This window comes from Arthrobacter subterraneus (assembly GCF_900099735.1).
Classification (GTDB): Bacteria; Actinomycetota; Actinomycetes; order Actinomycetales; family Micrococcaceae; genus Arthrobacter_D; species Arthrobacter_D subterraneus.
Window position 1 is genome coordinate 58,032 of the sequence record NZ_FNDT01000009.1, and the last position, 24,144, is coordinate 82,175.

The following is a 24,144-nucleotide window of genomic DNA, read 5'->3' on the forward strand; positions in this document are numbered from 1 at the left end:
GCAGGGGAACCCGGCCGGCCGATCAGCCTGCCAGCAGGCTGGAGGCTTCCTGCAGGGTGCTTCCGGAGTCCTCAATGTGGGCGAGCTCGGGAGGAAGCTCAAGACCCTTCTTTCGCATCGCCCGCGCCCAGAGCCGGCCGGCCCGGTAGGACGAACGGACGAGCGGCCCGCTCATGACGCCGAGGAAACCGATTTCGTCGGCCTCCTCCTGAAGCTCAACGAACTCCTGGGGCTTCACCCAGCGGTCCACGGGAAGATGCCGCTCACTGGGACGGAGATATTGCGTAATGGTGATCAGGTCGCATCCCGCGGCATGAAGATCACGGAGCGCTTCGGAGATCTCGGCCCGGGTTTCGCCCATTCCAAGAATCAGGTTGGATTTGGTTACCATTCCCTGGTCCCTGCCCTGGGTGATGACGTCCAGCGACCGTTCGTAGCGGAAGGCTGGGCGGATACGCTTGAAGATCCGCGGGACCGTTTCAACATTGTGGGCGAACACTTCCGGGCGCGCATCGCAGATCGCGGTGATGTGATCCGGGTTGCCGGAAAAATCCGGAATGAGGATTTCGACGCCGGTTCCCGGGTTGAGCGCGTGAATCTGGCGGATGGTCTCGGCGTAGAGCCACACACCCTCGTCTTCCAGATCGTCGCGGGCCACTCCGGTCACTGTGGCGTAGCGGAGGTTCATGGACTGGACCGACTGGGCAACCTTGAATGGTTCACTGCGGTCAAGTGGAGCCGGCCGCCCGGTGTCGATCTGGCAGAAGTCGCAGCGGCGGGTGCATTCCGAACCGCCGATCAGGAAAGTCGCTTCCCGGTCTTCCCAGCATTCGAAGATGTTCGGGCAGCCTGCTTCCTCACAGACTGTGTGCAGACCTTCCTTCTTCACCAGGTTTTTCATGCCGACGAACTCGGGACCAATGTTTACCTTGGCCTTGATCCAGTCGGGCTTGCGCTCAACCGGAACGGCGGCGTTGCGTGCTTCGACGCGCAGCAGGCGTCTTCCCTCGGGGGCGAGGCTCACAGTAAGGCTCCTTCCGGCCGGTCGTTGCCGACGGCCCGTGCTGTCTTGATTGCGGCGGGATGCTGGTCGGCACCAAGCACCAGTGCCGTTTCATTGTTGCGCAGCTCTTCTTCGATGCGCGAGACCAGATCGGCCGGGGTGACGGTCCGGCCGAGCTCATGCGAAATGCTTGTCACCCCGGCGTCGGTGATGCCACAGGGGACGATCTGGGCGAACGGGGCAAGATCATTGCTGCAGTTGATGGCGAATCCGTGCATGGTCACGCGGCGGTTGATGCGAATGCCGATTGCGGCGATCTTCCGGTCCGGTCCGCGGTCATCCGCCGCCAGCCATACTCCGGATCTTCCCTCGATACGGATGCCGGACAGGCCATAATCCGTCAGCACAGCGATGATGACGTCTTCAAGAATGCCGACGTAGTCGGCAACCCGGGTGGGTTCAGGAAGGGCCAAAATCGGGTAAGCGACCAGCTGTCCCGGTCCGTGCCATGTCAGCTTGCCGCCTCGGTCAACCGGGACAACGGGAGTGCCGTCAAAGGGTTTCTCATGCTCTTCGGTCCGTTTGCCGGCGGTGTAGACGGGGGAGTGTTCGAGCAGGAGGACGCTGCTCGGCGATGTTCCGGCAATAACCGAGGCGTGCAGCGCCTTTTGCCGGTCCCAACCTTCAAGGTAGTCAACGAAGTGCGGGTCGAATCCGATTCGGGAGAACTCCAGAGTCATTCCACAAGCGTAGACCCGCGCAGCACCGATTCCACATTCGGTGAAACGGCCATGGGTGTGGATAACTTCTGCACCGGAAAGCCGTATGGCCGAGACTGGTGCGCATGGACAACTTCCTTCGCCAGACTGCAGCGGGGCCGCCAACCGGTTACCTCCTGGACTCCGCACGGGAGAAGCCTCCGCACCTGAGCGGTTACACCACCCGCAGACTGCTTGGCGTGGGCAGCAGCGCAGCCGTCTGGCTCGTTGAGGATCCGCGCACGGGCACGGAGTGGGCGCTCAAGATTCCTTCCGCTTCGCCCGGTATCGCTGGAAGTGGCACTGGCGGGGACAGCCCGCATACAGCACAGTTGGATCGTGAGATTGCGGTTCTGGGGGCGCTGAACCATCCGCACCTGCTGGGTCTCCGAGGATCCGTCTCCACAGACTGCGGTCCCGGAATCCTCGCGGAATACGCGGCCGGCGGTTCGCTGCTCAATCTGGTCAGCGCCCGCGGGCGGCTCAGTATCGGTGAAGTGGTCACAGTTCTGGCGCCTATCGCGCAGGCGGTCGCATACCTCCATTCCTCCTCCGTTCTGCACGGCGATGTATCGCCGGGAAACGTTCTATTCTCCGCAGAGGGAAAGCCGCTACTCGCTGATCTGGGTATCAGCCGCCTGCTCGGGGAACCCCGGGAACGCGTCACCGGAACGGCCGGTTTCGCCGAAGGGAGGCGTGAGTGGGCGCAGGCCACCGGCCACGCCGCGGACGTCTATTCCCTCGCTGCCCTCGGCTGGTACGCGCTGACCGGCAGCCCGCCCGGCCAGGCAAGGGACCGGGCGCCGCTGACCCTTCTGGTGCCTGAGGTGCCGGCCGAGCTGCTTTCCATCCTCGAAGCCTGCCTGCACGACGATCCCCGGAAACGGCCTTCAGCAGGCGAGCTGGCGGACACTGTACTGCGCTCGGCCGCGCCGCTTCCGCTGGACCTGGTTGCTGCGGTGCATCCTTCCGTCCTTCCGCAACTGCTGACCCGGCGCGCTGCAGGGGAACAGCTGCGGGACCCGCGGTCCCGTCTTTCTGCCGCGATCCGGGTCCTGCGAGGGGCAAGGGGCGGGCGGGCTAAACTCCCACTGCGGCCAGGCGCGGTGTCCGGGAAGCCCCGGAAGGCGCGGCGAAGGGCCGGCTCACCGGTCCGGTGGAGCGCGGCGCCGGTGAAAAGCATGGCTGCGGTACTGGTGCTGTGCGGCGCGCTGCTCGCTCTGCCGCATATTCAGCCCGTGGCTGATTACCTAGCTGACGCCGGGAGGCAGCAGCCGGATGTTCCGGGCAGCCCGGACAGCCTTGCAGGCACCCCGGAGCGCGCGGCGCTTTCTCCCACCATGGAGGAGAGGCTGGCGCATACAGAGCCAGTCACAGCGCTGTCGGCGCTGGTGACGGTACGGGCCATGGCCATGTCAACCGGAGACGAAGGGCTCCTGTCCCACGTCAACATCGAGGATTCGGACGCCATGGCAGCTGACCGGCTACTCCTCGCTGGATTGCGGGAGGGCGGGTATGTGTTCAACGGTCTGAACATCCGCCTTCAGGGCGCTACGGAGCTGGATTCGATTGCGGTCCCGGCGGGCGCTGCGGCGGTGGCGGCCACAGCCGTTCTGTCCGGTTACACGGAGACAGACAGCACGGGCGCTGCTGTCCGGAATGTAGCCGCTCCGGTGCCGCAGGACCTCATCTTCATTCTCGTCAGGCAGGACGACCGCTGGAAAATTGCACGAGTGCACAATAGCGACACCGTCTGAGGGCCTCAGCCCGGTGTGGTTATGATCGGACAATGGCTCCCTATCACTACCTGCGCTATCCGCATCTGTCCAAGGATTTCGTCACATTCGCCGCAGAAAACGACGTTTGGGTCGCTCCTGTTTCCGGTGGGCGGGCCTGGCGTATATCGGCGCTTCAGCAGCCCGTACGCAATCCGAGGTTCTCACCCGACGGTTCAACCATCGCGTGGACTGTGGTGCAGGGTTCTGCGCCGGAAGTAGTGGCCGCGGATACAGACGGCGGTAACTTCCGGCGGCTCACCTACTGGGGGCACCAAAGCACACGGGTGAAAGGCTTCACTGCCGACGGACGGATCGTCGCAACCAGCGCCTTCCGGCACGAGGATCCCCGCCATACGTGGGCTTATACGCTGCCGGTGGATGGTTCGGCGGGCAGCGTTGTGCCATACGGTCCACTGGACGCGATTGTTTACGGGGAAGCGGTCGGTGATGAGCGTCCGGTTGTCATCGGAAGCGTCATTACCCGTGAACAGGCCTGGTGGAAACGATATCGCGGGGGCACCGCCGGAAAGCTCTGGATTGATCCTGACGGCTCCGGGGACTTCACCCGATTCCTGCCGGAGCTGGACGGTAACCTCGCGGACCCGATGTGGGTCGGCGGGCGGCTGGCCTTCCTTTCGGACCATGAGGGATACGGCAACCTCTACTCGGTGGCGCCCAACGGCCAGGATCTCCGGCGACACACAGACCATCAGGATTTCTACGTGCGGCACGCCAGCACGGACGGAACCCGCGTGGTGTACGAGTCCGCCGGCACGCTCTGGCTGCTGGACAACCTCGGTGCTGAACCGCGCACCCTTGAGATCACTCTTGGGTCAGCCTCCACTGGCCGCCGTCCCCAGCCGCTGAACGTCTCCCGGCATCTCGCCGCCGCTTCGCCGGTGGGTGACGGCCGGGCCAGCATCATTGAGTCACACGGAACCCTGCACCTGCTGACCCACAGGGATGGACCGTCACGGGTGGTTGAGGCAACCGCAGGTGTTCGTGCCCGGCTGGGCCGGCCGGTAGGTGATGACCGCGTTGCCTACATTGCCGATCACGAGGGTGAGGAGGCGCTCTACATCCGCAATGTGTTCGACGTCGATCTTCCGGCCTCGAACGGCCCGGTACCTGCCGAGCCGACCACATCCGATGAAGGACTTCCGGCCCCCGTACCGGCGGCGGGGCCGGGCAGTATAGGAGCCCCCGGGGAAAGTGCTGATCCGGACCAGCCGGTTGATCCCGCCGCACCCGAAACGGCGGTTGTCGATGCGCAGGACCATGCCGGCAGCGCAGCGCTCAGCCGTGTAGTGCTCGCAGACCGCTTCAGGGCCAGCAATCTGGCAGTGAGCCCCAACGGGGAAATCCTGGCCCTTGCGGGGGAGATGGGCGAAATACTCATCCACAAGATCGGAAGCGACGGCTACTTCACGCTGTCCACAACCCCGCACGGGGCCATCGATGATCTTGCTTTCTCCCCCGACTCCGCCTGGCTGGTCTGGGCGGAGCCCGTGACCGGAGACGGAGCACGCACCCGCATCCGGCTGGCCCGTGCCACGGAGGACGCGGAGATCCTCGACGTCACGGACGGGCGCTTCCGCGACCACGCGCCGTCGTTCACCCCCGACTGCCGCTATATCGCTTTCCTGTCCGACCGCAGCTTCGACCCGGTGTATGACACTCACCGCTTCGACCTAAGCTTCCCTGCCTCGACCAAGCCGTTCCTGGTGGCGCTTGCTGCGAGCACTGCTTCACCCTTCGGGCCGACGGTACACGATCGGCCGGCGCCGGAGGATGAGGATAAAAAGGAGGCCGTGGTGGACGTCGCGGCAGAACGCCTTGCCGAGCGGATCATTCCCGTGCCGGTTCCGCAGGGGACGTATGAGGGCTTGCGCACAGTGGAGAACGCGCTCCTCTGGGTGGCTGCTGACACGATGGGAATCACCGGAGACGGGCGCGCCACCACCGACGCGAAGGAACCTGCCAAGCGGCTCGAGCGCTTCGACATGATCAAACGGGAGACAACCACCCTCGTGCAGGAGGTAGGTTCGTTCGAGATCAGCGGCGACGGCAAACGGGCTGTGATTGTCAACGCTGGGTCGGTGACGGCCGTGCCGACCTCCGGTCCGGCCGACCCGGAGTCAGCGGAGCGTGTCAGCGTGGACCTGAACCGGATCCGTGTCCTGCTGGATCCTCCGAGCGTATGGCGCCAGGCCTTCGAGGATGCGTGGCGCCTGCAGCGGGACTTCTTCTGGGCTGAGGACATGGGCGGCCTGGACTGGGTGGGGGTGCGTGAGCGCTACCGGCCGCTGCTGGACCGCATTGGATCGCACGACGACCTTGTAGACGTCCTGTGGGAGCTGCATGGTGAGTTGGGGACATCCCACGCCTACGTCACGCCGGCTCTCGCCGGCGAGCCCGGCACAGGTGCGCAGGGTTTCCTCGGCGCTGAGATGAGCCGTTCAGAGCGCGGCTGGCGGGTGGACAGAATCTTCGCCGGAGAATCCTCGGATCCCCAGGCCGCCGCGCCTCTGGCTGCACCCGGAGTTGCCGTAGAACCCGGAGACATCATCCAGGCGGTCGACGGCGTTCCGGTTCCTCCGGACCTTGGCCCCGCCGTGCTGCTCACCGGTGCGGGCGGACGCCCGGTGGAGCTGACCGTTGCCAGACATCATGACGACGGCGCACGGACCACGATGCGCCGGGTTGCGGTGGTGCCGCTTCGCAGCGAAGAACGGCTCCGTTACCAGAACTGGGTGAATGCCAACCGCACGATTGTGCACGAGGCTTCGGGGGAGCGCTTCGGCTACCTGCATATTCCGGACATGGTGGCGCGCGGATGGGCGCAGCTCCACCGCGACCTCGACCGTGAGACGGCCCGCGACGGGCTGATCATCGACGTGCGCCGAAACCGCGGTGGTCACACCTCGCAGCTCGTGGCAGAACTCATCGGGCGCAAGGTGACGGCGTGGTCGCTTCCTAGGGGAGAGCAGCCCGGCACCTACCCGGCGCACGCACCGCGCGGCCCAGTGGTGATCCTGACGGATGAGTTTGCCGGTTCCGACGGTGACATCATCACCCAGGTGGCGAAGCTTCGGGGGATCGGACCGGTGATCGGGACGCGGACCTGGGGAGGCGTCGTCGGAATCGACGGGCGGTTCAAACTCGCCGACGGTACCGGTGTCACCCAGCCCCGATACGCCTTCTGGATGACCGGCGGCGTCGAATGGGCAGTGGAGAACTACGGAGTGGACCCGGATATCGAGGTCCCGTTCCCGCCGCATGCCTATGCGGCGCAGGAGGATCCGCAGCTTGAGCACGCAGTCGGTATCCTCCGCGAGATGCTGGAGGAACTGCCTACGGACGTGCCTCCTGAGCGGAAGAACTACCCGAAACTGGTGCCGGCTCCCCTCCCTCCGCGGGCCTGACTCCGGTCACGCGCCAGCGAACGACGGCGGCCCGGCACCTCCCCGGATGGGAAGGCGCCGGGCCGTTCGGCGGGGACGAAGGCGCCGGGCCGTTCGGCGGTTCCTAGGACTCCAGCGTCGCGTCCAGCGTAATATTCTTCACCGCGGCCAGGGCCTGGGAGACGGGACAACCGTTCTTGGCGTCGTTGGCGAGCCGCTGGAAGTCCTCCTCGCTCAGCCCGGGAACGGATGCCTGCACCGTGAGACGGATGGCTGTAATGCCCTCTCCGGGCTGGAAATCCACCTCGGCCCGGGTATTGATGCGCTCAGCGGTCTTGCCCTCCTCGCTCAACGCGAGACTGAATGCCATGGAGAAGCATGAGGAGTGGGCAGCTGCGATCAGCTCCTCGGGGCTGGTCTTGCCCTCTGCCTCCTCTGCCCGGGCCTTCCAGGTGACGTCATAGGTGCCAAGACCGGAGGTGTCGAGTGAAACCTGACCCGATCCGCTGAACAGATCGCCGGACCAGACAGTGTGTGCTGCACGTACGGTAGCCATGAGTTCTCCTTTTCGATGTGAATCATGTTCACCGGACGCGGGACGCCCGGCATTTCTCCATCATTTTCGATGAAGAAGCTATGTTGTTCCGCCCCCGGACGCAGATGGCAGCGCCCCGGGAAGCCGGAACGCTGCCATCTGCATGGTGATGCCGTTCAGAGGCCGAGATCTGCCTCAAACGCACCATCTTCAAGACGGGACTTCAGCGACTGCAGGAACCTGCCGGCGTCGGCCCCGTCCACCAGACGGTGGTCGTAGGTGAGGCACAGGTACATCATCGACCGGATGGCGATGGTGTCTTCCCCGTCCGCGTCTGTGACAACCACCGGACGCTTGACGATGGCTCCGGTGCCGAGGATTCCGACCTGGGGCTGGTTGATGATCGGGGTGTCGAACAGCGCGCCCACCGACCCGATGTTGGTGATCGTGAAGGTACCGCCGGAGAGTTCATCCGGTCCGATCTGTCCGTTGCGGGTGCGGGCACCCACGTCAGCGATCTTCTTGGCGAGTCCGGCGAGGTTGAGGTTGCCGGCGTCGTTGATGACCGGTACCAGCAGACCCTTCTCGGTATCCACCGCAATGGCCAAGTGTTCGGCGTCGTGGTAGGTCACTTCCTTTGCTTCCTCATCGAAGGAAGCGTTGAGCTTGGCATGCTGCTTCAGCGCTTCGGTCACCGCCTTGGCGATGAACGGAAGGAAGGTGAGCTTGGCGCCGTTCTGCGCCTGGAAGCTGTCCTTTGCTTTCGAGCGGAGGCGCGCAACGCGGGTCATATCAACTTCAATGACCTGCGTGAGCTGGGCCGAGGCTTCCAGTGACTCCCGCATGCGCCGGGCGATGGTCTGCCGGATACGCGGGGCCTTCTCCACGGTTCCGCGCAGACTGGATGCGGCCGGAGCCGCGGCCGGTGCGGAGGACGCAGCGGGCGCGGCAGCGGGTGCCGTTTCCTGCTGCGGTGCTTTCGCTGCCTCCGCGGCTTCAAGGACATCCTGCTTGCGGACGCGTCCGCCGACACCCGTTCCCTTGAGTGACCCGAGATCGACTCCGTGCTGGTTGGCCAGCTTCCGGACGAGGGGCGTGACGTACACGGCGTCCCCGCCGGACGGTTCACCCTGCTTGTCATCGGCAGCAGGAGCTTCCCTGGACGGAGCGGGGGGCGCACTCTCGGCAGGCTCTGTCTCGGGTTCCGGCTGGGACGTGGTCTCGGCGGGTGCCGGCTCAGCGGCCGGTTCTTCCCGCTCGGTCGACGGTGCTGCTGCAACCGGTTCAGCTGAGGTGGGTTCAGCCGCTGCGGGGGCAGCGCTGCCGGAACCAATCACTGCGAGGACGGAGCCCACCTCAGCGGTCTCGTCCTCATTGACCCGGATCTCCTGCAGGGTTCCCGCGACGGGGGAGGGAATCTCGGTGTCAACCTTGTCAGTCGAGACCTCGAGCAGAGGCTCGTCGACCTCGACCTCGTCGCCGACCGCCTTGAGCCAGCGCGTAACTGTTCCCTCGGTGACGCTTTCCCCCAGTGCCGGCAGCGTCACCTCTGTGCCCTGCCCGCCGCCCTGGCTCTCACCGGAGTCCGTGGATTCCTCGGCAGCGGGCGCTTCCGCTTCAGCGGTTTCCTCGGCGGCGTCTGTCTGATCGGGATTTTCTGCGGGCTGCTCAGAATCTTCTGCCGAGGCCGCTGAGTCCTCATCATTCGAACTGTCCGATCCGCCCGAACCGTCGCCGATCCTCACCAGCGGAGCTCCCACCTCGGCGGTCTCGTCTTCAGCGACGAGGATTTCCTCGATGACTCCCGCGATCGGGGAGGGGATCTCTGTGTCGACTTTGTCCGTCGATACCTCGAGCAGGGGCTCGTCGACTTCGACGCGGTCGCCGACCTGCTTGAGCCAACGGGTGACGGTACCTTCGGTGACACTCTCGCCGAGGGCCGGCAAGTTTACGGATTCAGACATGGTGTCCGTTTCTCCTTGTTCTTTCTACCTTTCACCGCCGGTCCCGGGAACAGCCGGTCGGTGCGAGGTTGCCAGTGATGCTTTGTGGAGCTTGGTGCAGGTTGTGCGCTGTGGAAGCGGCGGTCAGCCGTGGAGCGGTTTGCCGGCGAGGGCCAAGTGAGCTTCGCCGAGCGATTCGTTCTGTGTCGGGTGGGCGTGAACCAGTTGTGCCACGTCCTCGGGGTAGGCTTCCCAGTTCACGATGAGCTGCGCCTCTCCGATCTGCTCGCCCATGCGGGTTCCGATCATGTGGACTCCCACCACGGGGCCGTCCTTCTCCCTGACCAGCTTGACGATGCCGCCGGTGCCGAGAATGGAACTCTTGCCGTTGCCCGCAAGGTTGTATTCCTGGGTTTCAACCCTGTCTTCGCCCAGCTTCTCCCTGGCAGCCTTTTCGGTCAGGCCAACCGAGGCGATTTCGGGTTCGCAGTAGGTCACCTTCGGGATGTTCACGTCTTCGACGACGACGGGCTTGAGCCCGGCGATTTCCTCGGCGACGAAGATGCCCTGCTGGTACCCACGGTGTGCAAGCTGCAGGCCGGGAACGATGTCGCCGACAGCGTAGATGTTGCCCACGCCGGTGTGCAGGCGATCGTTGGTGATCACGAAGCCGCGGTCCAGGGTGATGCCCGCATCCTCGTAGCCGAGGCCGTCGGTGACGGGGCCGCGGCCCACTGCAACCAGCAGGAGGTCGGCTTCGAAGGTCTTGCCGTCGACGAGGGTGACCTTGACGCCGTCGTCATTCTGCTCGACCTTGTCGAAGAAGGTTCCGGTGTTGAACTTGATGCCGCGCTTCTTGAACGCGCGTTCGAGGTTCTTGACGATAACGGCGTCTTCATTGGGCACCAGGGAGGGCAGGCCTTCGACGATAGTCACGTCGACGCCGAACGACTTCCAGACGGAGGCGAATTCGCAACCGATGACGCCGCCGCCGAGCACGATCGCGCTTGACGGGATGGTGTCCATGGTCAGTGCCTGGTCGGAGGTGATGACCTTGCCGCCGATTTCCAGTCCGGGGAGGGAACGTGAGTACGAGCCGGTGGCGAGAACAATGTTCTTGCCCGTGTAGGTGGTGCCGTCAACCTCGATGGTGTTCTGACCGGTCAGCCGCCCGGCACCCTCGATAACGGTGATTCCCTTGGCCTTGATCAGACCCTGAAGACCCTTGAACTTGCCGGCAATGATGCCGTCCTTGTAGGCGTTCACGGCCGTCATGTCGATTGACTCGAACGTGGCGTTGATGCCGTACTTCGCCGCGGAGCGTGCGCTGTCCGCTACTTCAGCGGAGTGCAGCAGGGCCTTGGTGGGGATGCACCCGTTATGAAGGCAGGTTCCCCCGAGCTTGCCCTTTTCAATGAGCCCAACCGTGAAGCCGAGCTGTACGGCGCGAAGGGCGGCGGCGTAACCCCCGCTGCCTCCGCCCAATACCAGGATGTCGAATTCTTGCGCAGTTGCCGTATCGGCCACTTGGACGCTCCCTCGCGTGGTCGGTGACGCACTTAGGTTCGCGCGTCTGTTGATGTCTGGCGGAATGCTTGGTGTGATCTGGCTTCACCCTATCGCCACATCCCACCATCAGCCACTTGATGAAGGGCGGGACACCTCACTGTGTGTCGAGTCTCACCCCGCATGGAGCCAGGTTCAGGCTGACTGCTTTTCCGCGCGTTCGACCACGTCCTCGACGTACGCCAGGAGGGTGCGGACCCCAACTCCTGTGGCGCCCTTGGGCGTGTACCCGTACGCGCTGCCTTCATTGAAGGCGGGGCCCGCGATGTCCAGGTGCGCCCAAGGGATCTTCTCGCCGTCGACCTCGCCGATAAACTCCCGCAGGAAGACAGCGGCCGTCATCATTCCGCCGAACTTCTCTCCGATGTTCGCAATGTCGGCAACCGTTGAATCGAGGCTGGGGCGCAGTTCTTCCGGCAGGGGCATGGGCCAGAACTGCTCACCCACCCGGTCTGCTGCGGCCTTGACCGCGTCCCGGACGCCGTCGTCTCCCATGACGCCGGAAACCCGCTTGCCCAGGGCGACCATCTGTGCGCCGGTGAGGGTGGCCACGTCGATGATTGCGTCAGGGTATTCGGCGCTGGCGGCCGCAAGCGCGTCCGCCATGACAAGACGGCCCTCGGCGTCCGTGTTGAGAACCTCGACGGTGCGCCCACCGAAGGTGGTCAGCACGTCGGAGGGCCGCTGCGCGGTGCCCGAAGGCATGTTTTCCGCCAGGCACAGCCAGCCGCTGACGCTGACAGGGAGACCGAGCTGCGCGATGGCCGCCACGGCTGTGAGCACGACGGCGGCACCCGCCATATCCAGCTTCATGGTCTGCATGCCTGCGCCAGGCTTCAGGGACAGTCCGCCGGAATCGAAGGTGATTCCCTTTCCGACGAGCGCGAGATTGATCTTTGACCTGGCCGGGCTGTACTCGAGCTTGACGAGCCGAGGCGGGCGTGAGGAGCCCTTGCCGACGCCGAGGATTCCGCCGTAGCCGTCCTTCTCCAGCTTCTTTTCATCCAGCACGTTCACCTTCACCGGCAGACCCTTGACGTAGTCGCGCGCGAACTGCGCGAACGACTCGGGATAAAGATGGCTCGGCGGCTGGTTGACGAGGGTCCGCGTGGCGTTGACTCCGCGGCCGATGGCCTGGGCCCGCTCAAGGGCCGCCTTCAACCCGCGGTCCTGCGCCGCGGCCGTCAGGATGGCGACGCGGGAGAGGGTCTTCGCGGAGGGACGCGGTGCCTTGCCTCCGACGGAGGAGTAGTGCTCGGTGTAGGAGTAGCTACCCAGGAGAATCCCCTCGGCAACCGCAGCGGCCTGCTCCACGGTGGCCGCGGGCAGCGCAACGGCGATGCTTTCAACACCGCCCAGCTGGCGGGCGGCGGCTCCTGCGGCCCGCCGTAACCGCTCCTCGGTCAGGGGCGAACTCACCGCGGTGCGGCCGGTGCCGGCCAGAACGAGCACGTCTGCCCCGGTCTCCGGCAGGCCGGGGAAGCGCCGGACCTCGTCAGCGGCCCCGGTGATGCCCAGCGAGGGCAGGCTGTCCGTCAGCGCCCGCGCGGACTTGGCAGTCAGGGGGTTGTCCAGGAGTACGGGACCGTCGGGGCTCTGACCGGTGCCGATCACCAGGACCTCGCACGCGGACTTCTTGATGTCCCGGGAGACTGCGGTCAGGTGGATATCGCTGGTGTTGCTCACGAAGGTTCGTCCTCGCTTCCGATGGCTGGGGGTACCTGGACTCGCGTACGGATTTCGTTGCGCTCATCCATTCCTGTAGATCGTAGCCGCACCCTGTGACATGCGTCCTACGGGCACGGGTTGGGGAATCACGGAAGCTCCGCGGCGCGTTACACGGACGGAAAGAAAACGCAGCGCATCAACTAGGGTTGTCAACCGGGTGCGCACGTACTGCGAGGCGCCCGCGGAACCCCCGCAAACGTCCGGATCCGAGCTGAGGAGGAAGCATGCTGGAGCCGCAGAGCCTGTACAACGTCAGCAACTCGATCAGTGCCGACCCGTCCCTGCTGGGCCTGCCGCTGGTCGCCGGGTTTACCGGATTCGTGGATGCCGGTCACGTTGTGGTGCAGGTGCGCGATGAGCTGCTGGGCTCTCTGGACCATGAGGTCCTGGCTGTGTTCGACACCGATCAGCTCATCGACTACCGGAGCCGCAGACCACGTATCACCTTCGAACAGGACCATTTGACGGACTATCAGGCTCCTGCCCTCGAACTCCGGGTTCTGCGCGACGGGCTGGGGGAGAGGTTCCTCCTGCTCAGCGGCATGGAGCCCGATCTCCAGTGGGAAAGGTTCTGCGCCGCCGTCGGGCAGCTGGTCGACCTGCTCGAAGTGCCGCTGGTTGCCTGGGTCCATTCGCTGCCCATGCCGGTTCCCCACACCCGCCCCCTCGGAGTGACCGTTCACGGCAACCGGGGCGACCTCATCGAGGGAATGGGATCCACGTGGAAGCCGACAGCGGAACTGCAGTCCTCGATCGGTCACCTGCTGGAACTGCGCCTCATGGAGGCGGGGCACGACGTCGTGGGTTATGTGGTGCATGTGCCCCACTACCTCGCCGAGGCCGAATATCCGCCCGCCGCGGTAACAGCGCTGGAATACGTCGGTGCCTCCATCGGCCGTGTGCTGCCCACCGACAGGCTGCGGGAGGCCGGCCGCGACGCGGAGCGGCAGATCACCCGGCAGGTCGATAATTCGGCCGAAGTGCAGGGCGTGGTCTCATCCCTGGAGAAGCGCTACGACGAGCACTCCGACGGATCCCGCCGTTCACTGCTGGTCAAGCAGAACATGGAACTGGCCAGTGCCGAGGAGCTGGGAGCCGCCGTCGAGGCCTACCTCGCCGGCCCCCTTGCGGCGAACGAACTTGCCCAGACCTTCCGGGACGCGGCCGCTGCGGCGGAAACCGTGACCGGCGAGGACACTGACGATGACGGCTCCCACCACCGCACCGGGGACGGGGGCGAAGAGCCTGGCGACTGAGCCGGTTTCCCGGACGGACCGGCGCGCCTGGCTGGTGTGGGGTGCCGGCGTCCTGGCGTACCTGATAGCGGTCACACAGCGCACGTCATTTGGTGTTGCGGGCCTTGAGGCAACCGAACGTTTCGGCGCCACTGCCTCCGCCCTCGCAGTCTTCACCGTCGCACAGCTTGTGGTGTACGCGGGACTGCAGATCCCGGTCGGCGTCCTGGTCGACCGGTTCGGCCCGCGCATCATGATCGTCGGCGGCGCCGTGCTGATGGCACTTGGCCAGACCCAACTCGCGTTCGCCGAGTCCGTTCCTGCCGGCATCGGCGGGCGTCTGCTCGTGGGCGGCGGCGACGCCATGACTTTCGTGGCAGTGCTCAGGCTGCTCCCGGCGTGGTTCGAGGCGCGGAGAATCCCGGTGCTCACCCAGCTCACCGGCATCCTCGGCCAATTCGGCCAGATCATCAGCGTTATCCCGTTCCTCGCCGTCCTGCAGGTCGCAGGCTGGAACACAGCGTTCCTCTCCGCGGCCGGACTCGGGGTCCTCTCCGCTGTCCTGGCGCTCTCGCTGATCCGCGACCACCCGCAGGGAACCGACCAGCGACACCGCGTGTCGCTGCGCCAGACCGGTGTTTCGCTGACCGAGGCCTGGAAGCAGCCGGGCACCCGCCTGGGTCTCTGGTGCCATTTCACAACACAGTTCTCGGGGACGGTCTTCGTCCTGATCTGGGGGTACCCCTATCTGGTGAGCGCTCAGGAACTGGCGGCGCCCACGGCCTCAGTGCTGATGACGCTCTTCGTGGTGGTCGGAATGATCTGCGGACCGCTCCTCGGCGTCTACGTTGCCCGACACCCGCTGCGCCGTTCGACCATGGTCCTGGCGATCACCGCAGCGACCGCCCTGGCGTGGCTGGTGGTTCTGACGTATCCCGGGAAGGCACCCGTCTGGCTGCTGGTGCTGCTGGTGGTGACACTGGCCGTCGGCGGACCCGGATCCATGATCGGTTTCGATTTCGCCCGGACCTTCAACCCCGCCTCTCGGCTCGGAACCGCAACTGGAATCGTCAACATCGGCGGATTCACCGCCGCCCTCCTCACGATGTTCGCGGTGGGACTCATCCTGGATCTGCTCCTGGCCAGCGGTTTCTCGAACGGAGACCTGTACGCCCTTGACTCGTTCAGGATCGCCTTCGCCGTGCAGTTTGTGGTCCTCGGAGTCGGCACAGTCGCTATTGTGGTGCTCCGCCGCCGGGTGCGCGCCCAACTTGCCCGGCAGTCGATCATCGTGCCGCCGCTGCGCCAGGCAATCGCCAGGGAATTACGACGACGGCGCGAGGCCCGCAGGTAGGAAACCCCTCCTCCACAGCCGCCAGACCGGGGAACTTACCCACATAGCGGAACAGGGCCTCCGCGGGCGGTGAATTCGGCGGCACAGTCGTAGGCATGACATCCAAAGCGCCCCGTCCAGATTCACCACCCATCTCGGTCAGCACCCCGGCTGACATTCTCAGTTACGTCCCCCATCTCCTCGGCTTCCAACCCCGCGAGAGCCTCGTCTTCCTCACAATGTGCGGTAAACGCGTCGGTGCCACCCTGCGGCTTGATCTTCCCCCGCAGGACGCGGACCCGCTGGACTATGCGGTCACTGTGCGTGACTACCTTGAAGCAGACTCAGCTGCCGACGGGGTACTGATGGTGATCTACACAGACGAGAAATGGCCGGAGCCGGAAGCGCCGCCGTTCGCGCCGCTGGTCCACTGCCTTGACCTGGTTCTGGATACCGCCGGTCTCGAACTCCTGGACGGCTGGCTCGTAAGCTCCAGCCACTGGCGCGATTACTTCTGCGGCGAGGGGTCCTGCTGCCCCTGGCCCGGTCATTCCCTCGCAGACATCACTGCGAGCATTCTGAACGCCGAAATGGTTTACCAGGGAAGCACCTATGCCGAGTCGCTTGAAGCGGCCGTGGGATCAGCCGATACCCGCCGCAACAGACAAATTCTCCTCCAGACGGCAACCTACACTGAGCAGTGGCACGGCACCTGGGACCGGTCCAGCCTCGGCAGGGACTGCCTCGTCCTGTGGGACGCGCTCATCACCGGCCCGGAGCGCACATGCGTCTCAGAGATGCCCGACGTTGTGGCCTTCCTCCTGGCCGGACTGGCAAGCGCCCCTGTGCGGGACAGCGTCATTGTGCTGGCTGCCGCCGGCGCGGTTGCTGCCCAGGAGGCCGCCGTCGATGCCGGCGTGCTCCCGGCTGACCCGCCGGAGGTGGAGCTTCCGGAGGCATGCGAGGTCCTGAAAAACCAGGCGCTGGCGGCGCAACAGGCCGAGGCAAGGTCGGTCCGGGCAGGGTCAGCCGGAGATGCGACCGGACGTCCCGCGGACCTTTTCCGCGAAGTCTTCCTCGCGACCCTCGGCAACCCGGACTGGGACCGGCTCGATGCGGCACACACCGTGTTCCTGGGGATGGCCGCTGTGGCTGAGGGCCAGCCGCGCTCGGCGCTGCTGAGTATGCTCGGCTGGCTCGAGTGGGCGCGCGGCCGGGGCTCCCGGGCCCATCACTATCTGCAGGAAGCGCTGGCGGAAACTCCTGAATACACCCTTGCCGAGTTGCTGTTGACGCTGGTCGGGACGGGTTCCCTTTCGCCGTGGGCGCGCCGGCGTGAAACTGCCTGGACCTCGGATTCCCGCCGTGCTGCCTGAGGCGCTGAATGAGCAGCGAGGCGCTCAGTGAGATTACGTGCGGCCGGCAAAGCGTGCGACAATGGAACCGAGACCCGGTTGGGTTCGTGTTTCAGATTGATGCGCTGCAGATCCCGTGAACGTGGGTGTTGACACCACCGAACGGCCGCGAGGGAATAGCGCAATCGGCGGAGCTGTTGCAGGTACGGACAGTTTCTGCTGACAGGTCTGATCTCAACACGGACTTGACAGGGTCATAGTGGTGTTGCCCCCTTGGCGGCGCCGCAAACCGCCGTATGAAAGGTTCTCAGTGTCGGCCAAGAAGACAACAGCACCGGTGTTATCAGAACCCGGTACAACTGCGACCAAGCGCAAAGCCCCTGCCGCGAAAGCGGCGTCGAAGACCGCTGCCACGCGTGGTGCAAAGCGCGGGGCAAACGCGGCCGCCGTAGACACGAAGGCTCCTGACTCTGCGCCCGAAGAGGACCTGCCTGAGCAGGACGCCGAGCCCGCCGCAGACCTTGAGACGGATGCAGCGGAGCCCGAGGTCGCAGAAGCCTCTACAGGCAGCGGATTCGTCTACTCGGATGCGGATGACGATGACGCTCCGGCGCAGCAGGTCGTTTCTGCTGGCGCCACCGCCGATCCGGTCAAGGATTACCTGAAGCAAATCGGTAAGGTCGCACTGCTCAACGCTGAACAGGAAGTCGATCTCGCCCTGCGGATTGAGGCCGGACTCTTTGCGGAAGAGAAGCTGGCAGCCAATGGGAACATCGACCCGAAATTGCGGCGTGAACTGGAATGGGTCATCCATGACGGAAAGCGCGCCAAGAACCACCTGCTGGAGGCCAACCTTCGTCTGGTGGTTTCACTCGCCAAGCGTTACACCGGCCGCGGTATGCTTTTCCTCGACCTGATCCAGGAAGGAAACCTGGGCCTCATCCGGGCGGTGGAGAAGTTTGACTACACCAAGGGCTTCAAGTTCTCCACCTATGCAACGTGGTGGATCCGCCAGGCGATCACCCGCGCCATGGCGGACCAGGCACGGACCATCCGTATTCCGGTGCACATGGTGGAAGTCATCAACAAGCTGGCCCGTGTCCAGCGCCAGATGCTCCAGGACCTGGGCCGGGAGCCCACACCGGAGGAACTGGCCCTGGAACTCGACATGACCCCGGAGAAGGTCGTCGAGGTTCAGAAGTACGGTCGCGAGCCCATTTCGCTGCACACGCCGCTGGGCGAAGACGGAGATTCCGAGTTCGGCGATCTCATTGAGGATTCGGAGGCCGTTGTCCCGGCCGACGCCGTCAGCTTCACGCTTCTGCAGGAGCAGCTGCACTCCGTGCTGGACACCCTCTCCGAGCGTGAGGCCGGCGTCGTGGCCATGCGGTTCGGCCTGACCGACGGTCAACCGAAGACGCTCGACGAGATCGGCAAGGTCTACGGAGTCACCCGTGAACGCATCCGCCAGATAGAGTCCAAGACGATGTCAAAGCTGCGGCACCCCTCCCGGTCGCAGGTGCTGCGCGACTACCTCGACTAGGATTCGCGGGCGCCGGCTTCCCGGCAGGAAGCCGGGCCGAACGCCGCTCGCCGAACATGTACCGATAGACCGAACATGGCCCGATAGACAGGAAGAACCCCCTCCGCGGAGGGGGTTCTTCCTGTCTATCGGGCCTCGGGTGAGGAGGCCGGCTCTGCGCTGCGCTGCCCGGGGGGCGAACCGGGCGACTACGCTTCTACGACGCTCTGCGCCTTCTCGGTCAGCCTGGAAGTCTCATCCTGCCACTCTGAAGTCTGCGGCCGGAGAGTGCTCTCGACGGAACGGGCGTGGTGCCCGCAGAAGAGAAGCTCACCACCGGAGGACTGAAGGACTGCGCGCACATACGCCTGGGCTCCGCACCGGTCACAACGGTGCAGCGCGGTCAGCTCACGGGTTGCTGTAGCTGTGGTCATGGATGCCTCCTTAGTGGTTCCTGTAGTTCATATAACCACTATTCGTCGCCGTTTCTTCGCAGGCTGGGTGTGCTTTCGCTGAGCGCGTACGTCCGCGGGCAGGGCTGAGGATCATCCGGAGAGCCCGGCACGCCTGCGGTTCTTAGCGCGCACAAGGGAATATGCTTGGTGAGGCGCGCCGCCCCCGGCCGCAGTTCCGCCTGAGACAGACCGCAATCCCAAGGAGTTTCCAAGGAAGTGGCCCCCAGCTCTGAATACACAGCCCGCCATCTTTCCGTACTCGAGGGACTTGAGGCGGTACGCAAGCGCCCCGGAATGTACATCGGATCCACCGACTCACGCGGGCTGATGCACTGCCTGTGGGAAATCATCGATAACTCCGTCGACGAGGCGCTCGCCGGGCACGGCCAGAACATCACCGTCATCCTCCACGCTGACGGCTCGGTTGAGGTGCACGACGACGGCCGTGGAATACCGGTGGACGCGGAACCCAAGACAGGGCTCAGCGGAGTCGAGGTGGTCTTCACCAAGCTGCACGCCGGCGGAAAGTTCGGTGGCGGCTCCTACACCGCCTCGGGCGGCCTCCACGGTGTCGGCGCGAGTGTGGTCAACGCGCTCTCCGCCCGGCTCGACGTGCAGGTGGACCGGGGAGGCAAGACGTACCAGATGTCCTTCCGCAGGGGCGAGCCGGGGCGCTTCGCGGACGGAAGCAAGCCCTCACCGACAGCAAAATTCGCCCCGTTTGTAGACAGCTCCCGCCTCGAAGTGGTGGGCTCTGCCAAACGGGGAGTGACCGGGACCAGGATCCGGTACTGGGCGGACCGCCAGATCTTCACCCCCGACGCCAAGTTCTCCTACGAGGAACTGCAGGCGCGTGCGCGCCAGACATCATTCCTCGTGCCCGGACTGCGCCTGACGCTGCGGGACGAACGCGCCCTGCCCGGCACCGACGGGGTGGTCGAGGAAGTCTTCCAGCACGACGGCGGCATTTCCGAGTTCGCTGAATTCCTCGCCATTGATCACGGGGTCACCGACGTGTGGCGCCTGCAGGGTTCCGGCCGGTTCAAGGAATCCGTGCCCGTTCTCGACGAGCAGGGCCACAGCCGGATCACGGAGATCGAGCGTGACTGCGAGGTGGACATCGCGCTCCGCTGGGGCATCGGCTATGACACAACGGTCAAGAGCTTCGTCAATATCATCGCCACGCCCAAGGGCGGAACCCACCAGGCGGGCTTCGAGCAGGCACTGCTGAAAACCTTCCGTAAAGCAGTCGAATCCAACGCGCGCAAGCTCAAGGCGGGTAACGACAAGCTGGAGAAGGACGATGTCTTCGCCGGCCTCACCGCTGTCCTTACCGTACGCCTGGCTGAGCCGCAGTTCGAAGGCCAGACGAAGGAAATCCTTGGAACCTCGGCGGTACGGGCGATCGTGGCGAAAGTGGTCGAAACGCAGATCCAGGCCCGGCTGAGTTCCCCGGCGCGCGGAGACAAGGCCCAGGCGGCTCTCCTCCTTGAAAAGGTCGTCGCCGAAATGAAGTCCCGCGTGTCCGCCCGGGTGCACAAGGAGACCCAGCGCCGGAAGAACGCGCTGGAGACCTCCTCCATGCCCACGAAGCTGGCCGACTGCCGCATTGACGACTCCGACCGCTCCGAGCTTTTCATCGTCGAGGGTGACAGCGCGCTGGGAACAGCCAAACTGGCCCGCTCCTCCGATTACCAGGCGCTGCTTCCCATCCGCGGGAAAATCCTGAACGTGCAGAAGGCCTCGGTCGGTGACATGCTCTCCAATGCCGAGTGCGCCGCACTGATCCAGGTGGTCGGTGCCGGCTCGGGCCGCAGCTTCCAGTTGGATGCTGCCCGCTACGGCAAGGTCATCCTCATGACTGACGCCGATGTAGACGGTGCGCACATCCGCACCCTGCTGCTCACGTTGTTCTTCAGGTACATGCGCCCGCTCGTGGATGCCGGCCGGGTCTTCGCCGCTGTCCCGCCGCTGCACCGGGTTGAAATCCTCAACGCAGGCAGCAAGGCCAACGAGACCGTTTATACCTACTCCGACCAGGAGCTGCATCGGCTGCTTGCCACCCTCGAACGGGAGGGCAAACGCTACAAGGAGCCCATCCAGCGCTACAAGGGGCTGGGGGAGATGGACGCGGGACAGCTGGCGGAAACCACCATGGATCCCCGCCACCGCACTTTGCGCAGGGTCCGGATCCAGGAGGCCGAAGCGGCGGAGCGGGTCTTTGACCTGCTGATGGGCAGTGATGTCGCTCCGCGGAAGGACTTCATTGTTGCTGGAGCAGCGTCCCTTGACCGCGAGCGGATCGACGCCTGACCGGGAAAGCTCCTGCAGCGGCGGCCCCAAGGAAGCCCGAAGGAATCAGCCGAGCAAACCGGGCGCTATCAGCAGCGCTGTCGGAACGGTGAGCAGCAGGGCCGAGGTTCCCAACGCCGCAAATTGCTGGACGGGAGTAAGCGGCCGCTGTGGCTGCAGCAGCCGGCGCAGCCGGTGAACAGTCGAAAGGGAGCCGTCGTCGGCGTCGGATTCGGCGTCGGATTCCGGGTCCATCCCGGCGTCGGACGGTGCCGGTGTTTCGGTACCCGGACCATGCCGCCCGGTAGCGACGACGGCGATGGCGCCGACCAGGGTTTCATGGTCCACCTGTTTGACCGCCACATCGTCGGCCAGCATCTCGATGAGTTCGTTGACCGCACGCTGGGCCAGCCGCGACGTCGGGAGCCAGGGGAGTGCGGCACGCCATGCTGCGAATGCCCACAACAGCAGGTGATGCCGCTGGCTCAGGTGGGCCCGTTCATGCAGGAGCACTGCCCGCAGTTCCTCGTCCGAGAGCAGGCCCATCAGGCCGTCCGAGAGGACCGTGACCGAGCGCGCCCCTCCCGGAAGGCAGTAGGCAACGGGTGACGGGTGCTTGATCACGAGAGTGGAGGGGCTGGTGCGTGACGGTGAGCTCAGCAGGTTCAGCAGATTGCGGTGCCGGCGCCTTTGAGCCCTGATCCGGGCGTAGGTGATGAGCAGCGTGAAGACAAGATGCGCGGTCAGCAGGCTCGCCGCACTGAGGGCAAAGACGTGGACCAGGCCCAGGGTGTCCGCCGGCCGGTTGTTCACCATCACGTCCCACAGCCCGCGCAGCGCCTGAAGGAGATTGTCTCCGAGAGGTTCCAGGCCCCAGACCAGCATGGCGCCGATCATCGAGAGACCGCCGGCCAGCGCGATGGCCTGCCACAGGATCATCGCTGTGAACGGCGAGCGTGAAGGCCACTGGGCCCGTGACAGCGCGATCGGCGCAGGCCACGCCAGGACCACGGCAAGCGCGGCCAGGAAGTGGGAGGCCCAGAACATGGGAGGTTAGCTGCTGCCCAGGAGCCGTCGGAGGGTGCGGGCCTCGCTCTCGGAAACACTGCCGATGAACCGGGCGAGCACTGCCTCACGGTCAGGGGCCGTCACCAGTACCTCATGCATGAGTTCAGCGGTGTGGTCTTCGCGGCTGGTCACCGCGCGGTAGCGGTGAGGGCGGGTGTCCCGTTCACGCTCCACCAACCCTTTTTTCTCCAGCCGGGACAGTACGGTCAGCACAGTGGTGACCGCGAGTTCCTTGCCCTCCGTGGTCCCCTCCGGCGCAAGGGCCAGAGCATCACGAAGAGCATTGGCGGTCATGGCCTCCTGGGTGCCCCACAGCAGGTCCATCACTGTGCGTTCGAGTTCACCGAGCGTGGCCATTCTTATTCCTTTGTTGATTTCCCGATGCCGGCCGACGGGTGTATTGCGATGCAATCCCGGTACCGGCAACTCCTAATCTACAACTTTTTCGCGCAAGGTTCTACGCCATGTAGAAGTGGAGGGAAAAGTTGTTCTACGATGTGTAGAAGAAATCTTTCTACAGCCTGTAGAAAACTTGCTGTAGTCCTGTTCCGGATGAATAGAGGAACCGTGGAAGCACTCGAGATTGCCCGGTGGCAGTTCGGCATCACCACCGTCTACCACTTCCTGATGGTTCCACTGACGATCGGACTGGGTCTTCTCGTCGCCGTGATGCAGACCCTCTGGTTCCGGACCGGCCAGGAACACTACCTGCGCATGACGAAGTTCTGGGGGAAGCTGTTCCTCATCAACTTCATCATGGGCGTGGCTACCGGTTTGGTGCAGGAATTCCAGTTCGGGCTTGCCTGGAGCGAATACAGCCGGTTTGTCGGGGACGTCTTCGGGGCACCGCTGGCCATGGAGGCGCTGCTGGCCTTCTTCGTCGAGTCGACCTTCCTGGGCCTGTGGATCTTCGGGTGGCAGCGGCTGCCCCGCATCCTCCACCTCGGCTCCCTCTGGGCGGCGGTCCTGGCCTCCGTGTTCTCCGCCTACTTCATCATCGTTGCGAACTCCTGGATGCAGCACCCGGTCGGCGTGGAACTTGTGGACGGACGTGCCCGGATGGTGGACGCCTGGGCGGTTTTCACCAACAACACCGCGCTGGTTGCCTTCACCCACACGGTGTTCGGCGCCCTCGCCGTAGCGGGCGGTTTCCTTCTCGGCATCGCCTGGTACCACCTCTGGAAGCGGCGCCGGGACGGCCTGGACACGGTCGACGACGACGGCGCGGTGATCATCGGCGGAGCCTCCACCCGTTCGCGCGGAGTTATCGACCACCGCGTCTGGCTGCGCTCGGCACGCATCGGCGCCGTCGTCGCGCTTGTCTCTTTCGCCGGAACCGCGGTTTCCGGGGATCTGCAGGCAAAGCTGATGTTCGAACAGCAGCCCATGAAGATGGCGGCAGCGGAAGCGGCCTGCCACGACGGCACGGGTTTCTCGGTCCTCTCGGTCGGCAACCTCGGCTCGCAGGACTGCGATGACATTGTCGCGGTCTTCGAGGTGCCGGGCCTGCTGTCCTTCCTGGCCAACGGCGATTTCACCACCGAGGTCAAGGGCGTCAACACCCTCCTGCCGGAGTACCAGGAAAAATACGGCAAGACCCTGCCCGATGACCCCATTTACGGCGAGCGCGCAGGCATGACCATCGACTACCTGCCGGTCATGGAGGTCACCTACTGGGGCTTCCGGATCATGATCGGGTTCGGCGGGCTGGCGGCCTTCGCCGCACTGGTGGCCCTGTGGATCCTGCGGAAGGGAACGGTCCCCGAATCGCGCTGGCTGATGCGCCTGGCCGTCTTCGGGATCCTGGCGCCGTTCGGAGCCAACTCGGCCGGCTGGATTTTCACGGAAATGGGCCGCCAACCGTTCGTCGTTGCTCCGAACCCGGATCCCAGCGGCATCGACGGGGTATTCATGTTCACGGCGGCGGCAGTGTCACCGGGGGTTTCCCTGGCGGAACTCGTCTTTTCGCTGATCGCGCTCACGCTCGTGTACGCGGTGCTGCTGGTTGTCGAAGTGAAGCTGCTGGTCATCTACGTGCGGGGCGGGGTTGCCTCCGCCATGCCGGAGCTGGCCGAGAAGCACGACGACGACGGTGGCCCGCACGGAAAGGACGACGACGATGTCCTCGCCTTCGCCTACTGAGCCTTTGCCTACTGAGCCTTTGGCTGG

The 24,144-nt window shown here is 64.9% G+C and carries 17 protein-coding genes; 8 read left to right on the forward strand and 9 right to left on the reverse strand.

The genetic code is table 11. From position 1 onward, the window contains the following. Positions 1–22: 22 nt before the first annotated feature. Positions 23–1,024, reverse strand: a complete 1,002-nt coding sequence (gene lipA / locus BLS52_RS11060; RefSeq protein ID WP_026545776.1) for a lipoyl synthase — start codon at positions 1,022–1,024, stop codon at positions 23–25. After that, the gene (gene lipB, locus BLS52_RS11065; protein WP_026545775.1) at positions 1,021–1,743 is read right to left on the reverse strand and encodes a lipoyl(octanoyl) transferase LipB; all 723 of its coding nucleotides are present in this window, start codon (positions 1,741–1,743) and stop codon (positions 1,021–1,023) included. Before lipB ends, lipA begins: the two co-directional genes overlap by 4 nt. A 104-nt stretch (positions 1,744–1,847) precedes the next feature. Between lipB and BLS52_RS11070 the strand changes: the two genes are divergently transcribed. Further along, a complete protein-coding gene (locus BLS52_RS11070) occupies positions 1,848–3,518 on the forward strand; it encodes a serine/threonine protein kinase (RefSeq protein ID WP_051470801.1) in 1,671 nt (556 codons plus the stop codon). A gap of 32 nt (positions 3,519–3,550) precedes the next feature. Then, complete coding sequence (locus tag BLS52_RS11075; RefSeq protein ID WP_090586767.1) at positions 3,551–6,964, forward strand: S41 family peptidase; 3,414 nt, start codon at positions 3,551–3,553, stop codon at positions 6,962–6,964. 103 nt (positions 6,965–7,067) lie between these two features. Here BLS52_RS11075 and BLS52_RS11080 read toward each other — a convergent pair whose 3' ends face one another. From BLS52_RS11080 to BLS52_RS11095, 4 genes are all read right to left on the reverse strand, one after another. Then, positions 7,068–7,499: an OsmC family protein gene (locus tag BLS52_RS11080; RefSeq protein WP_026545772.1), complete on the reverse strand. Its 432-nt coding sequence runs from the start codon at positions 7,497–7,499 to the stop codon at positions 7,068–7,070. Between the two features lie 155 nt (positions 7,500–7,654). Continuing rightward, complete coding sequence (sucB, locus tag BLS52_RS11085; protein WP_026545771.1) at positions 7,655–9,442, reverse strand: 2-oxoglutarate dehydrogenase, E2 component, dihydrolipoamide succinyltransferase; 1,788 nt, start codon at positions 9,440–9,442, stop codon at positions 7,655–7,657. 123 nt (positions 9,443–9,565) lie between these two features. Beyond that, positions 9,566–10,948, reverse strand: a complete 1,383-nt coding sequence (lpdA, locus tag BLS52_RS11090) for a dihydrolipoyl dehydrogenase (RefSeq protein ID WP_026545770.1) — start codon at positions 10,946–10,948, stop codon at positions 9,566–9,568. A gap of 174 nt (positions 10,949–11,122) precedes the next feature. Beyond that, positions 11,123–12,673 carry a leucyl aminopeptidase gene (locus tag BLS52_RS11095; protein WP_090586769.1) on the reverse strand — a complete coding sequence of 517 codons (1,551 nt, stop codon included), beginning with the start codon at positions 12,671–12,673 and terminating at the stop codon, positions 11,123–11,125. Between the two features lie 266 nt (positions 12,674–12,939). Between BLS52_RS11095 and BLS52_RS11100 the strand changes: the two genes are divergently transcribed. From BLS52_RS11100 to BLS52_RS11115, 4 genes are all read left to right on the forward strand, one after another. After that, a complete protein-coding gene (locus tag BLS52_RS11100) occupies positions 12,940–13,971 on the forward strand; it encodes a proteasome assembly chaperone family protein (RefSeq protein WP_090586770.1) in 1,032 nt (343 codons plus the stop codon). After that, positions 13,919–15,304, forward strand: coding sequence for an MFS transporter (locus BLS52_RS11105; RefSeq protein ID WP_090586772.1), 1,386 nt, complete (start codon positions 13,919–13,921; stop codon positions 15,302–15,304). The genes BLS52_RS11100 and BLS52_RS11105 overlap by 53 nt, the downstream gene beginning before the upstream one ends. 95 nt (positions 15,305–15,399) lie before the next feature. Then, on the forward strand, positions 15,400–16,659 hold the full coding sequence (locus BLS52_RS11110; RefSeq protein ID WP_090586774.1) for a DUF4192 domain-containing protein: 1,260 nt from the start codon (positions 15,400–15,402) through the stop codon (positions 16,657–16,659). A gap of 289 nt (positions 16,660–16,948) precedes the next feature. Further along, complete coding sequence (locus BLS52_RS11115; protein WP_090586775.1) at positions 16,949–18,181, forward strand: RNA polymerase sigma factor; 1,233 nt, start codon at positions 16,949–16,951, stop codon at positions 18,179–18,181. A gap of 188 nt (positions 18,182–18,369) precedes the next feature. Here the strand turns inward: BLS52_RS11115 and BLS52_RS11120 are convergent, their stop codons facing one another. After that, the gene (locus BLS52_RS11120; RefSeq protein WP_026545766.1) at positions 18,370–18,594 is read right to left on the reverse strand and encodes a DUF7455 domain-containing protein; all 225 of its coding nucleotides are present in this window, start codon (positions 18,592–18,594) and stop codon (positions 18,370–18,372) included. A gap of 237 nt (positions 18,595–18,831) precedes the next feature. On the opposite strand from BLS52_RS11120, the gene BLS52_RS11125 reads away from it, so the two are divergent. Next, positions 18,832–20,928 (forward strand): DNA gyrase/topoisomerase IV subunit B, encoded by a 2,097-nt coding sequence (locus BLS52_RS11125; protein WP_090586777.1) that lies wholly within the window; start codon positions 18,832–18,834, stop codon positions 20,926–20,928. Positions 20,929–20,973: 45 nt separating this feature from the next. Here the strand turns inward: BLS52_RS11125 and BLS52_RS11130 are convergent, their stop codons facing one another. Together BLS52_RS11130 and BLS52_RS11135 are read right to left on the reverse strand one after the other, a co-directional pair. Continuing rightward, positions 20,974–21,954, reverse strand: a complete 981-nt coding sequence (locus BLS52_RS11130) for a M56 family metallopeptidase (protein ID WP_090586779.1) — start codon at positions 21,952–21,954, stop codon at positions 20,974–20,976. A 6-nt stretch (positions 21,955–21,960) separates the two neighbouring features. Further along, the gene (locus BLS52_RS11135) at positions 21,961–22,332 is read right to left on the reverse strand and encodes a BlaI/MecI/CopY family transcriptional regulator (protein ID WP_026545763.1); all 372 of its coding nucleotides are present in this window, start codon (positions 22,330–22,332) and stop codon (positions 21,961–21,963) included. Between the two features lie 210 nt (positions 22,333–22,542). Between BLS52_RS11135 and BLS52_RS11140 the strand changes: the two genes are divergently transcribed. After that, on the forward strand, positions 22,543–24,117 hold the full coding sequence (locus BLS52_RS11140; protein ID WP_090586781.1) for a cytochrome ubiquinol oxidase subunit I: 1,575 nt from the start codon (positions 22,543–22,545) through the stop codon (positions 24,115–24,117). Positions 24,118–24,144 lie beyond the last annotated feature (27 nt).

Coding starts and splice junctions, on each gene's coding strand:
- BLS52_RS11120 (WP_026545766.1), bottom strand. CDS start 18,594: ATGACCACAGCTACAGCAACCCGTGAGCTGACCGCGCTGCACCGTTGT.
- BLS52_RS11105 (WP_090586772.1), top strand. CDS start 13,919: ATGACGGCTCCCACCACCGCACCGGGGACGGGGGCGAAGAGCCTGGCG.
- lipB (WP_026545775.1), bottom strand. CDS start 1,743: ATGACTCTGGAGTTCTCCCGAATCGGATTCGACCCGCACTTCGTTGAC.
- BLS52_RS11100 (WP_090586770.1), top strand. CDS start 12,940: ATGCTGGAGCCGCAGAGCCTGTACAACGTCAGCAACTCGATCAGTGCC.
- BLS52_RS11130 (WP_090586779.1), bottom strand. CDS start 21,954: ATGTTCTGGGCCTCCCACTTCCTGGCCGCGCTTGCCGTGGTCCTGGCG.
- sucB (WP_026545771.1), bottom strand. CDS start 9,442: ATGTCTGAATCCGTAAACTTGCCGGCCCTCGGCGAGAGTGTCACCGAA.
- BLS52_RS11075 (WP_090586767.1), top strand. CDS start 3,551: ATGGCTCCCTATCACTACCTGCGCTATCCGCATCTGTCCAAGGATTTC.
- BLS52_RS11070 (WP_051470801.1), top strand. CDS start 1,848: ATGGACAACTTCCTTCGCCAGACTGCAGCGGGGCCGCCAACCGGTTAC.
- BLS52_RS11135 (WP_026545763.1), bottom strand. CDS start 22,332: ATGGCCACGCTCGGTGAACTCGAACGCACAGTGATGGACCTGCTGTGG.
- BLS52_RS11080 (WP_026545772.1), bottom strand. CDS start 7,499: ATGGCTACCGTACGTGCAGCACACACTGTCTGGTCCGGCGATCTGTTC.
- BLS52_RS11110 (WP_090586774.1), top strand. CDS start 15,400: ATGACATCCAAAGCGCCCCGTCCAGATTCACCACCCATCTCGGTCAGC.